This is a genomic window from Ralstonia sp. SET104 (assembly GCF_003851545.1).
Lineage (GTDB): Bacteria > Pseudomonadota > Gammaproteobacteria > Burkholderiales > Burkholderiaceae > Ralstonia.
Genome location: NZ_BHVX01000025.1, coordinates 35,452 through 46,863 on the forward strand (window position 1 = coordinate 35,452; position 11,412 = coordinate 46,863).

At 62.0% G+C, this 11,412-nt stretch carries 11 protein-coding genes; 8 read left to right on the top strand and 3 right to left on the bottom strand.

Annotated features, from left to right (window positions below):
- Nucleotides 1-9: 9 nt before the first annotated feature.
- From PSUB009319_RS21600 to PSUB009319_RS21625, 6 genes are all read left to right on the top strand, one after another.
- On the top strand, nt 10-813 hold the full coding sequence (locus PSUB009319_RS21600) for an aspartate dehydrogenase (protein ID WP_124384222.1): 804 nt from the start codon (nt 10-12) through the stop codon (nt 811-813).
- A 16-nt stretch (nt 814-829) separates the two neighbouring features.
- Nucleotides 830-2,332 carry an aldehyde dehydrogenase gene (locus PSUB009319_RS21605; RefSeq protein ID WP_124384223.1) on the top strand — a complete coding sequence of 501 codons (1,503 nt, stop codon included), beginning with the start codon at nt 830-832 and terminating at the stop codon, nt 2,330-2,332.
- 35 nt (nt 2,333-2,367) lie between these two features.
- Complete coding sequence (locus PSUB009319_RS21610) at nt 2,368-3,336, top strand: VOC family protein (RefSeq protein ID WP_124384224.1); 969 nt, start codon at nt 2,368-2,370, stop codon at nt 3,334-3,336.
- Between the two features lie 21 nt (nt 3,337-3,357).
- Nucleotides 3,358-4,314: a PDR/VanB family oxidoreductase gene (locus PSUB009319_RS21615; RefSeq protein ID WP_124384225.1), complete on the top strand. Its 957-nt coding sequence runs from the start codon at nt 3,358-3,360 to the stop codon at nt 4,312-4,314.
- Between the two features lie 178 nt (nt 4,315-4,492).
- Entirely contained in the window at nt 4,493-5,593 is a 1,101-nt protein-coding gene (locus PSUB009319_RS21620; RefSeq protein WP_124384226.1) for a porin, read from the top strand.
- 75 nt (nt 5,594-5,668) lie between these two features.
- The gene (locus PSUB009319_RS21625) at nt 5,669-7,060 is read left to right on the top strand and encodes an MFS transporter (protein ID WP_124384227.1); all 1,392 of its coding nucleotides are present in this window, start codon (nt 5,669-5,671) and stop codon (nt 7,058-7,060) included.
- Between the two features lie 63 nt (nt 7,061-7,123).
- Here PSUB009319_RS21625 and PSUB009319_RS21630 read toward each other — a convergent pair whose 3' ends face one another.
- On the bottom strand, nt 7,124-8,002 hold the full coding sequence (locus PSUB009319_RS21630; protein WP_124384228.1) for a 2-hydroxy-3-oxopropionate reductase: 879 nt from the start codon (nt 8,000-8,002) through the stop codon (nt 7,124-7,126).
- A 301-nt stretch (nt 8,003-8,303) separates the two neighbouring features.
- Here PSUB009319_RS21630 and PSUB009319_RS23340 point away from each other — a divergent pair, with 301 nt between their 5' ends.
- Complete coding sequence (locus tag PSUB009319_RS23340) at nt 8,304-8,435, top strand: hypothetical protein (protein WP_260393105.1); 132 nt, start codon at nt 8,304-8,306, stop codon at nt 8,433-8,435.
- Here the strand turns inward: PSUB009319_RS23340 and PSUB009319_RS21635 are convergent, their stop codons facing one another.
- On the bottom strand, nt 8,436-8,963 hold the full coding sequence (locus tag PSUB009319_RS21635; protein ID WP_124384229.1) for a cupin domain-containing protein: 528 nt from the start codon (nt 8,961-8,963) through the stop codon (nt 8,436-8,438).
- A 23-nt stretch (nt 8,964-8,986) separates the two neighbouring features.
- Complete coding sequence (locus PSUB009319_RS21640; protein ID WP_124384230.1) at nt 8,987-10,186, bottom strand: sterol desaturase family protein; 1,200 nt, start codon at nt 10,184-10,186, stop codon at nt 8,987-8,989.
- Between the two features lie 239 nt (nt 10,187-10,425).
- On the opposite strand from PSUB009319_RS21640, the gene PSUB009319_RS21645 reads away from it, so the two are divergent.
- Nucleotides 10,426-11,127 carry a hypothetical protein gene (locus PSUB009319_RS21645; RefSeq protein ID WP_185453522.1) on the top strand — a complete coding sequence of 234 codons (702 nt, stop codon included), beginning with the start codon at nt 10,426-10,428 and terminating at the stop codon, nt 11,125-11,127.
- The last annotated feature ends 285 nt before the right edge of the window (nt 11,128-11,412 follow it).

Consider the following 11,412-nt stretch of genomic DNA (forward strand, 5'->3'; position numbering starts at 1 on the left):
GAGCCAGACATGCTGCATGTATCGATGGTCGGTTGCGGAGCGATCGGGCTAGGCGTGCTGGAGTTGCTCAAAGCCGATCCGGACGTCTGCTTCGACACGGTGATCGTGCCCGAGCACGCAATGAACAAGGCACGCGAGGCCATCGCCCCGTTTGCCCCGAATGCACGCGTGACGACGCACCTGTCGGCGGATGCGCATCCTGACCTGTTGGTGGAGTGCGCTGGCCATGACGCGCTGGAAGAGCACGTGTTGCCGGCGCTGGAGCAGGGCATCGATTGCCTAGTGGTATCGGTCGGTGCGCTGTCCGAGCCCGGCGTGGCTGAGCGGCTGGAGGCGGCGGCCCGGCGCGGCAATGCCCAAGTGCAATTGTTGTCCGGCGCCATCGGTGCAATCGACGCGCTTGCCGCAGCGCGCGTCGGTGGGCTCGATGCCGTGGTCTACACGGGCCGCAAGCCCCCGCGCGCCTGGAAAGACACGCCGGCCGATCAACAGTTCGATCTCGATGCGCTGCGTGAGCCGACCGTGATTTTTGAAGGCAACGCCCGCGAAGCCGCACGCCTGTTCCCGAAGAACGCCAACGTAGCGGCCACGCTGTCGCTGGCGGGCCTCGGGCTGGAGCACACGCACGTCAAGCTGCTGGCCGACCCGACGGTGGACGAGAACATCCACCACGTCGAGGCGCGCGGCGCCTTTGGCGGGTTCGAGCTGACCATGCGCGGCAAGCCGCTGGCGGCCAATCCCAAGACATCTGCGCTGACGGTGTTCAGCGTGGTGCGTGCGCTGGGCAATCGCGCGCACGCCGTTTCGATTTGAGTGAGGCCATTGCGCCATGACTGTCTCTACCCTGAACGCAACCGCAACGTCCGTGCTGCCGATCTGCATTGCAGGCGAATGGCGCCTCGGCACCGGCGAACGCTATGTCACGCGCTACCCGGCCACCGGTGAGGTCGTCGCAGAACTCAATGCCGCCAGCGTGGCTGACGTGCAAGAGGCTGTGGCCGGTGCGTACCGCGCCTTCCTCTCCAGCGGTTGGGCAAGCGCCAAGCCGCACGAACGTGCTGCTGTGCTGTATCGCGTGGCCGATTTGATCCGCTCGCGCAGCGAAGCTCTGGCGCAACGCCAGCGCCTGGACAACGGCAAGCCGATCAACGAGACGCGCGCCCTGGTGGCAAGCGCTGCCGCCACGTTCCAGTTTTTCGGCGCTGCGTGCGAGACGCTGGAGGAATCACTGACCCCCGCGCGTGGCGATAGCCTGACGATGAGCGTGCATGAACCCATGGGCGTGGTGGCTGCCATCACACCGTGGAACTCGCCCATCGCCAGCGAAGCGCAGAAAATGGCGCCCGCGCTGGCCGCCGGCAACGCCGTCGTCGTCAAGCCGGCCGAAGTCACGCCGCTGATGGCGCTGGAACTGGCCGCCATCTGCGAAGAGGCGGGCGTGCCCAAGGGCATGATCAGCGTGCTGCCGGGAAAGGGCTCCGTCATCGGCGATGCGATCACCAAGCATCCGCTGGTGCGCCGTGTGTCGTTCACGGGCGGCACGAATACCGGGCGCCATATCGCACATATCGCGGCCGACAAGATGATGCCGGTGTCGCTCGAACTCGGTGGCAAGTCGCCGACGATGGTATTTGAAGATGCTGATATCGACCACGCAGTGAACGGTGTGCTGTACGGCATCTTCAGCTCGTCGGGTGAATCGTGCATCGCGGGTTCGCGCCTGTTTGTGGCGCGCTCGCTGTACGAGCCATTCATGGATCGCCTGGCTGCCGCTGCTGCCCGTTTGCGCGTTGGTAACCCGGCCGACGAGGCTACGCAGATGGGCCCGCTGATCACGGATCGCCACCGCGAGACCATCGAGTCGTACGTCGCCATGGGTGTGGAAGAGGGCGGCCACCTGCGCACGGGCGGCCTGCGCCCGGAAATCTCTGGCTGCGAGTCGGGCTACTTCTACACGCCGACCATCATCGAGGGGCTTACCAACAGCGCGCGCATCTGCCAGGAAGAAATCTTTGGCCCGGTGCTCGTCGCCATGGCCTTCGACAACGAAGACGAACTCATCGAACAGGCCAACGACAGCGTCTACGCACTGGCTGCCGGTATCTGGACGCGCGACTACAAGCGCGCCTGGCGCATCGGCCGCGCCGTGCAGGCCGGCAATGTGTGGATCAACACGTACAAACAGTTCTCGATCTCGACGCCATTTGGCGGCTGGCGCGACAGCGGGCTGGGCCGCGAGAAGGGGCGCCTGGGCATCCTGCAGTACATGGAACAGAAGAGCCTCTACTGGGGCCTGAACGAACAACCGCTGGCCTGGGCCAACGCCAACTGAAGCCAAAGCAAACGCCCGGACCACAGGAGATGAAGATGAACACGATTCGAGGCATCGACGAAATCGTCTACGGTGCCGACGACCTCGCCGCTTGCAAGCGGTTCTTCCAGGATTGGGGGCTCGCCCTGCAATCGGAAGACGCCGGCGGCCTGCTGTTCGAAACGCTCAACGGTTGCCGCGTACGCGTCAAGCGCAGCGACGATATAACGCTGCCGCCCGCCATGGAAGCCGGCCCGACGTTGCGTGAAGTGATCTGGGGCGCCGATTCGCAGGCCGTGCTCGATCGTCTGGCCGATAAGCTGGCCGACCAGCCCGGCTACGTCAACGCGGATGGCCGCGTCGGCTGCACGGACCCTAACGGCCTGGCCGTGCGTGTGCAGCTGACCGCCAAGCGCGACATCGACGTGCAATGCGCCGAGATGAATACGTGGACGGACAAGCCGCGCCGCAACCAGCCCAGCCCGATCTACGAACGCGCCACGCCCATTGAGGTCGGCCACGTGGTGTTCTTCGTGAAGGACGTGGCGGCGACGGAACGCTTCTATATCGAGAAGCTCGGCTTTGTGCCGTCTGACCACTACCCGGGCCGGGGCGCGTTTCTGCGCTGCGAACCCGAGGGTGGCCATCACGACCTGTTTCTGCTGCAAACGCCGCAGGCCAAGAGCGGGCTCAACCACGTGGCCTTTACGGTGCGCGACATTCACGAAGTGTTTGGTGGTGGCATGCATGTATCGCGCAGCGGTTGGGATACGCAATTAGGCCCGGGCCGTCACCCGATCTCGTCGGCGTATTTCTGGTACTTCAAGAACCCCGCCGGTGGCCTGATCGAGTACTACGCCGATGAAGACCAGCTTGACGCCAATTGGCAGCCGCGCGATTTCGAGCCCGGCCCGACCGTGTTTGCCGAATGGGCGATCGACGGCGGCATTGATGGCAACACGCGCCGCCAGAAGAACGTCGCCGGCCCGGAAGGCAAGTTCCTGACGGAAAAGGAAAAGCGCTGAAACGTTGCAGAGAGAAGTGCTATGAGTACGAATTTCCCCCTCAACCTGCGCGTGCACGCCATGCGCTACGAAGCCCAAGGCATCGTGAGCGTGGAGCTGCGCGACGTTGACGGCAAGACCTTGCCCGAGTACGCCCCCGGTGCGCATATCGAGCTGCATCTGGGCAACGGGCTGGTGCGCAGTTATTCGCTGTGCGGTGCGCCTGAGGTGCGTGACCGCTACGTGGTCGGCGTGCTGCTTGATCGCAACAGCCGTGGCGGCTCGCGTTATGTGCATGAGCAGTTGCGTGTGGGCTCGATGCTCAAGATTGGGGGCCCGCGCAACCACTTTGAGCTGGATGAAACTGCGCCGCGCACGGTGCTTGTCGCCGGTGGTATCGGTGTCACGCCTATCGTCTGCATGGCGCGTCGCTTGGCCGAGCAGGGCAAGGTGTTCTCGATGCTCTACTGCGCACGCTCGCACGCTGAAGCGGCTTTCGCTGATGAGCTGGCCGCGCATGGCGATGCGGTGCGCTTCCACCTGGATGCCGAAGCCGGCGGCCCGCCTGATCTGAAAGCACTGCTTGCAGGGCATCCGGCCGATACGCACTTCTATTGCTGCGGCCCAGGCCCGATGCTGCGCGCCTTTGAGTCGGCATGTGAGGCACTTGGCTATGCCAACGTCCATATCGAACGCTTTGCAGCTGACCCCGGCGTGGAGTCGGTGCAGGACGGGGAGTATCAGGTCAGACTCGCGCGCACCGGTGCTGAGCTGTGTGTGCCGGCCGGCAAGTCGCTGCTCGATGCGCTGCTCGAGATTGGCGTGGAGGTGGAACACAGCTGCAAGGAAGGCGTGTGCGGCTCGTGCGAAACACGCGTGCTGGAAGGCGAGCCCGACCACCGTGACAGCGTGCTCTCCAAGAGCGAGCGCGCATCCAACCAAACGATGATGGTTTGCGTATCCGGCTGCAAAGGCAAGCGGCTGGTGATTGATCTGTAACGGGGGGGGATTGCTCAGGCGCCGGCTCGAGAGCCGTGCCCTCTTTTTTTTGCGCCGTGTTTTTCTTTTAAACGACGTTTCGCATACGAAACAAAACAAGAAGCACAACCAGCTCGTCCACCAAGACGGCGATAACAACGGGCAGGGCGGACACCTTGTCCAGTGGAGGAAACAGCAAATGAAGACAACCTTGTTCGCCATTGCGGCGATGTGCCTTGCTGGTACGGCAGCGGCCCAGAGCAACGTGACGCTGTACGGCAGCATTGATGAAGGCGTGGCCTACATCAACAGCCTGAAGAGCGGCGCGAGCAGTGGCTCGGCGTTGCGTATGGACCCGGGTACCATGCAGCCGGATCGCTTCGGCCTGCGCGGCTCGGAGGATCTTGGCGGCGGCACGCAGGCCATCTTCCAGTTGGAGTCGGGCTTTCTGGGCGACACGGGCAGCAGCGTGGTGGCCGGCAAGCTGTTCAACCGGACCGCGTGGGTGGGCCTTACCAGCGATCGCCTGGGCAACATCCAGCTTGGTCATCAGGCGGATTTCATGTTCGATTACCTTGGTCGCCTGAGTAACGGTTTTCAGCTCACCAACTTCTACCTGTTCCACCCGGGCAACTTCGACAACCTGGCCAACCAGTTCCAGATCGACAACGCTGTGCGTTACGTCTCCCCCATCTTCGGCGGGCTGCAACTGGGCGGTGTGTACGGCTTTGGTGAAGTGCCTGGCTCGCCGTCCAAGAGCCGCAGCTACAGCCTGGGCGCGTACTACACCAACGGCGGTTTTCGTGCTGCTGCCGCCTACACGGCATCGAACGACCGCGCGCTGGACATCGCGGGCCGCTTGGGGATCACCAACACGCTGGGCACGACGCTGGTGCCAGGTGTGATGACGCCGATGAGTTCGGTCAAGTCCTTCGGTACCGGCGCGCTGTATCAGTTCAGCGGCCTGCCGCTGCAGTTCAACGCCGTCTACACGCAAACGCGCATTACCCTGGGTGGCGCCAATGCCCGCGCACAGAACGTCGACCTGGGTACCGCTTGGCACTACAGCGCCGCCAACACGCTCAACGTGGGTTATACCTTCAGCAAGTACGAGGGCGCCCGCTGGAATCAGTTCAGCCTGGGCAACGTGTATGCCTTCTCCAAGCGCACGCAGGTGTACGTGCAAGGCACCTACCAGCGTGCGGCTGGCGATGCGCAGTCCGCTGCCATCAACGGCGTGGGCGTGTCGGCACAGCGCAACCAACTCGTTGTCAGCACCGGGGTGCATCACTCGTTCTGACGTCCTGACCCAACGCGCGCCGCTGGGCAGCGACCCAGTGGCGCAGCAACATCCATCCCCTGGAAGGAGCTTCACATGAAGCCAGGTGTTTTGATTGACAACGATGTGCCATTGGGCGCGATGAGCCTGGGCAAGATCGTTGCCCGCATTGAGCGGCTCAAGAGCAACGGTATGCACGTGCGTGCGCGTCTGCTGATCGGGCTGGCGACATTCTTCGATGGCTTTGACGTGATCGTCATTGCCGCTACGCTGCCGCTGCTGATCGCGCAATGGCATCTGAGTCCGGCGCAGATTGCTTTCGTGATCGGTGCGCCCGGCATTGGCCAGTTGATTGGCGCGCTGGTGTTTCCCATGTTGGCAGAGCGATTCGGCCGCGTGCGCATGATCGGCTATAGCGCGGGCATCATCGGGTTGATGAGCATTCTGTGCGGTGTGGCGCCCAGCTTTGCCGTGTTTGCGGCGCTGCGTATCGTGCAGGGTATCGGCTTGGGTGGCGAGCTGCCTGTAGCGGCCACGTACATCAACGAAGTCACGCGCGCACATGGTCGCGGGCGTTTTGTGTTGCTCTATGAGGTGGTGTTCCCGATTGGCCTGCTGGTGTCCAACGCACTGGGTGCGTGGTTGGTGCCGCATTTCGGTTGGGAGGTGATGTACTTCCTCGGTGGCATTCCGCTGGTGCTGTTTTTCACGCTGCCCAAGGCCGTGCCGGAGTCGCCGCGCTGGCTGGCCACCAATGGCCGCATGGCCGAGGCCGATAGCGCGCAGGCGCGCTTTGAAGCCAAGGCCAAAGAGCCGCTGCCACCGCTGGGTGATACCTCGGCATTCGAGCAGATGTCGCATCGCCATCCAAAGCGCGGCATGCGCGACCTGTTCGGCCCGGTGTACATCAAGCGCACGGTGGTCGTGGCCATGCTGTGGGCAACGTGTGGCTTCATCCAGTACGGCCTGTCGACGTGGCTGCCGACGATCTACAAAACGATCTACCACGCGCCGCTGCAACTGGCGCTGAACCTGGCGGCGCTGGCGTCGGTGCTGGGCGTGGTGGGCTCGCTGGTTTGCGCGATGATTGTTGACAGGGTGGGCCGCAAGCCGGTGATGGTGGTGTCGTTCGTGCTGTGCGGCATCTCGCTGGCCCTGGCTGGGCTGCTGCACGGGCAATCGCTCTATGTGGTGGCAGGACTCTGCTCGCTGGCGTTGGGGTTGATGGCCTGCGGGTTCATCACTGCGTATGTCTATACGCCGGAGCTGTACCCGACCAACATCCGCGCGATCGGTTGTGGCATGGGTGGCGCGTGGCTGAAGATCGCTGCGATCTTCTCGCCGATGCTGATCGGCTCAACCATCGGCTCGGGCAACGTCAGCAACGCATTTTTCTTGCTGGCCCTGGTACCCATCCTGGCGGCGATCACCATTTACTTCCTCGGCATCGAGACCAAGGGAAAGGTGCTGGAGCAGCTTGAGTTGTAAGTCGAAGGCGGTTGAGGGTCATGCAGCGGGGTGGGTGCTCTTGGGTACGCACCCCGTTGTGCTTCAGGCGACAGGGTGATTTGCCATCAGCTCCAGCGCACGCACCATGGCTGAGTGATCCCACGCCTTGCCGCCGTTGGCCGCGCACACGCTGAAAAGCTGTTGCGCAGAGGCGGTGTTCGGCAGGGCAATACCGAGCTTGCGAGCGCCTTCCAACGCCAGGTTCAGATCCTTTTGGTGTAGCTCGATGCGAAAGCCTGGATCGAACGTGCGCTTGATCATGCGCTCGCCATGCACTTCAAGGATCCGAGACGAGGCAAAACCGCCCATCAGCGCTTCGCGCACGCGTGCCGGATCAGCGCCAGCCTTGGAGGCGAATAGCAGCGCTTCGCCCACGGCCTCGATGGTCAGCGCCACGATGATCTGGTTGGCCACCTTGCAAGTCTGTCCGGCACCGGAGTCACCCACATGCGTGATGTTTTTGCCCATCAATGCAAACAACGGTTTGGCGCGCTCGAACGCGGCATCCTTGCCGCCGACCATGATGGTGAGTGTGGCATCGCGCGCGCCGATTTCGCCGCCCGAAACAGGCGCATCAAGGTAATCCGCGCCGAGCGTTTCAACACGCTTGGCAAATGCTTGTGTTTCGATTGGGGAGATCGAACTCATGTCGATGAACAGCTTGCCGGCCGCCAGGCCCTGCGCGACACCGTCTTCTCCAAACAGCACATCGGCCACGTCCGGCGTGTCCGGCACCATTGCGATAATGATGTCTGCCGCTTGCGCGAGCGCCGCCGAGTTGGCGACAACCGTGGCGCGCGAACGCAAATCGTCCGGGACGGAATGCTTGCCGCTGACGATCAGGGTGTGCTCGCCCTTGATCAGGCTGCGTGCCATGTGGGCGCCCATGATGCCCAGGCCGATGAATCCGATGGTTGCCATGATGTTCTTCCTGAGGCGTCTGTGTGATGTGGATGGGGACAGTGCGTCACGCCGCAGCGCTTGCCACAAGCGTAGATCAGAACTGCCGCCGAAACCCGGCTGGCTGCAAGGTTGTGCGCGCAAGAATGCTTTGAACTGGCGCCGCATGGGCGTTTGCGGCGTGGGATGCCCATCCGGAAACAAGGTCCTGAAATAAGCGCCAAGAAGCGTCATTGCTCGTGCAATGGTTTCGGAGACCCCTCTCATAGACTGAAAGCGTGCCGATAACACAGCTATCGGGCAGGCAGAAATGGGAGGGGATATGTCCACCGCAGCCACCACCGCAGCCAACTGGATCGTCATCCTGACGTGCGCGTACATGGAGTACAGCACTTGGCGGGGCATGAGCGTCTACCGCCGCACGGTCAGCTATGAAAGCGTGGTGTGGTGCTGACTAACGCACTACGGGCTTGGGCAGCAACCTTTGGACGAGATCGCCATGTGCCGAATATCTTGCCAGCAGCGCACCACTGTCGGCCAGCTCGAACTCGCTGAACTCGAATCCCGGTGCGACGGTACAACCGACCAGCGCATACCCATGCTCACCCGGCACGCGTTCGGCCGCAAACCAGCGGCCTGCCGGCACCATCGCCTGGTACACCGCCATCGCGTCGTGGGCCGCGTGGCCAAGCTGATGCGTGCGCACCGTGCCGTCAGCCTCCAGCACGTGCACATTGAGTGAGTCACCCGCATGGAAGTGCCACAACTCGTCCGACTGGATCCGATGCCAGGCGGAATATGCATCATCGGCCAAGAGGTAATAGATGGCAGTGGCAGCCGCACATTCGACGGCCCGAACATGGATCCGGCCTCGCTGGACGCGCTCCTCACTGCGATAGGTTTCGCGATAGAAGCCGCCTTCCGGGTGCGGTTCAAGCCCGAGGCGGGCGATGAGGCGCAGGGCAGCGGGGGCGATCGGCATGATGAAAAACCTTCGGCTCAGTTCTACTGACGACGAAACGGAAAGCGCTGCTGGTTGACGAAGCCGTCTGGCATGTAGTCGCCCACCACGCCGTACTTTTCAGGGAAGGCCTTCTTCGACTTCACTGCGGTGCCGAACAGGTAGTCGATGAAAGCGAAGTGCGCCGCGTAATTCTTGTCGATCGCTTCATCTTCCGACGAGTGATGCCAGTGGTGGAAATCCGGCGTCACAAAAATGTACTTCAACGGCCCCCACGGCAAGTGCACATTGGCGTGATTGAACACCGCCTGGAACCCCACGATGATGATGTAGACGTCGACCACGGCCTTGTCGAAACCCAGCACGAACAGCGGCCCCAGCACCGCCACACGCGTGACGATCAACTCAAGAATGTGCTGGCGCGAGCCGGCCAGCCAGTCCATTGTCTTCACGCTGTGATGTACGGCATGAAAGCGCCAAAGGAACGGCACCTCGTGATACGCGCGGTGCGTGACGTATTCCATCAAGTCAGCCACCAGCATGCACAACAGCAACTGGGGGATGAACCAGATGTGTTGCACCATCTGCTGGAAATCCGCATGCACCATCCATCCGAACACGCGGTGGATCACGAAGTTCACCACCAGCAGCACCAGCCCGACGATAAAGTGGTTGACGGCAAAGTGCACCATGTCGGTCTGCCATTCAGCGCGAAACACCGGCTGCTTCTTGTAGAGCGGGAACAGCTTCTCGAGCAGTACGAAAATCGCCGTCGAACCGAGCAAGTCGAGAATGAACCAATCCATGCCGATGTACGGCGTGTGATCGGGAAAGTCGCCCACCGGCACGCGAGAACCACCCAGTGCGACGGCAACCACCACAAAGAGGAACGCCAAGCCGTTAAGGCGACGACGGTTATCCAGCACGATATTTGCCAGCGATAACCCGCCCGAAATCAACAGCGAGACAAACAGAATCTGCCGAATCACATCCACGGAATACGCTCGCCGCAATTCAGGCGTCGTCAAATATTGTGGAAAGTGAAACGCCAGCACGCCCAACAAACATAAAAAGCCCAGCACCAATGCCAGGATCGTGCCGATCATGCCCCGGCCGAACTTGAGGCCGCCGTTGGCATGCAGCAGTGCATTGGCATCGCGGATGGTCGCGTCGGCCACGCGGACGATGGCGGGGTGCTGTTCCTCTTCTGGCAGTGGTGTCAAAGGTTTTTGGGACGCATCCATCAATCTGACTCGCTGTATTGTTTTGTTTTATTAATATTGCGATTGCCAACCGAATATTGGCCTGTTCGCATTGCTGCGTGATTATACGGATCAGGTTCACGGATTCAACGGCGCAAATTTCCTTTGCATAAAAACACCTGTGATTGCGCTTGACTGCATGCTGCCGCCAGAATGGCGTTTTCGTAGAGGGCACTCGCCTTCATGAATCTGGAGCGAACACCATGACACCTGGAATGTGGATGCAGCGGGCGTTGGCGATCATAGGTTTGTCGGCCAGTGCGTTCGCCATGGCGGCCGGCTCGGCCGTCGAGCCGGGCGAGTACATCTATATTCTCGGCGGCAGCGCCAGCGGCACAATGACGGTCAAGGGCAACAGCTTCACTATCACCACCATCGGCGGCAACTGCCACACGTGTGCAATCGACGGCACGTTCCATGGCCGCGTCGGCATCGACAAGGATGACGGCAAGTGCCACATCGCAGTGTCGGGCAACAAGGATGCGCTCAAGCTGGATTCCGCGGCCACCGCCGAGGCCTGCCGAGAGTTCTGCGGCATGCGCGCCATGTTCGACGGAGACTACCGCCGTGCACCCGCCGCCTGCACCGACCGCCAGCGCCAAGTCCGCATCGGCCTGGCGCACAAGCAATACGCTGCCAAGAATTACGATGCAGCCCGCACGACGCTGCGTTCACTGCTTTCCGACTGTGGCTCCTTCATGGACTGGATCGAGCGCGACAAGGCCCGAAGTGACCTCGCCGTGACTGAATACCACCGTGGCGACAGTGCACAGTGCCTGGCGGCGCTGTCCGAGACGACTGCTGCCAAAGCGCAAAAGGACGCATCGCTGGTTTTGCCGCCGTGCGACGCAGACAACTACGCAGCCACCAGCAAGGCCATTCTCTACAACCAGCGGTTGTGTTCGGCACCGGCTAAGAAGTAATGCCGCGGCCAGATAAAGAAGAGCGCCCACAAAATCGAGAATGCCCTGGCATCTGAGCGGCCGCCGCACCAATGGCCCATGCTGTTCGGAAGGGTGTCCCGCGCTTCTCGTGCTGGAACGGTAGCAGGACTGACCATGCAGAGAGGCCTCTCCGCGCAAGCCGCAAGGTAACGTCTTCTCCGTTGGCGTCGACGCCCAAAGCCCTTTTTTCAGGGGGCTGATAAAAGGTTCTTCGAACAATTCCGTGGGCCTGAATTGCCACATTCCGTATGCTGACGCCGACTA

Excerpts from the sequence above, each read along its gene's own strand:
- PSUB009319_RS21600 (WP_124384222.1), top strand. The coding sequence starts at position 10 with ATGCTGCATGTATCGATGGTCGGTTGCGGAGCGATCGGGCTAGGCGTG.
- PSUB009319_RS21605 (WP_124384223.1), top strand. The coding sequence starts at position 830 with ATGACTGTCTCTACCCTGAACGCAACCGCAACGTCCGTGCTGCCGATC.
- PSUB009319_RS21610 (WP_124384224.1), top strand. The coding sequence starts at position 2,368 with ATGAACACGATTCGAGGCATCGACGAAATCGTCTACGGTGCCGACGAC.
- PSUB009319_RS21615 (WP_124384225.1), top strand. The coding sequence starts at position 3,358 with ATGAGTACGAATTTCCCCCTCAACCTGCGCGTGCACGCCATGCGCTAC.
- PSUB009319_RS21620 (WP_124384226.1), top strand. The coding sequence starts at position 4,493 with ATGAAGACAACCTTGTTCGCCATTGCGGCGATGTGCCTTGCTGGTACG.
- PSUB009319_RS21625 (WP_124384227.1), top strand. The coding sequence starts at position 5,669 with ATGAAGCCAGGTGTTTTGATTGACAACGATGTGCCATTGGGCGCGATG.
- PSUB009319_RS21630 (WP_124384228.1), bottom strand. The coding sequence starts at position 8,002 with ATGGCAACCATCGGATTCATCGGCCTGGGCATCATGGGCGCCCACATG.
- PSUB009319_RS23340 (WP_260393105.1), top strand. The coding sequence starts at position 8,304 with ATGTCCACCGCAGCCACCACCGCAGCCAACTGGATCGTCATCCTGACG.
- PSUB009319_RS21635 (WP_124384229.1), bottom strand. The coding sequence starts at position 8,963 with ATGCCGATCGCCCCCGCTGCCCTGCGCCTCATCGCCCGCCTCGGGCTT.
- PSUB009319_RS21640 (WP_124384230.1), bottom strand. The coding sequence starts at position 10,186 with ATGGATGCGTCCCAAAAACCTTTGACACCACTGCCAGAAGAGGAACAG.
- PSUB009319_RS21645 (WP_185453522.1), top strand. The coding sequence starts at position 10,426 with ATGCAGCGGGCGTTGGCGATCATAGGTTTGTCGGCCAGTGCGTTCGCC.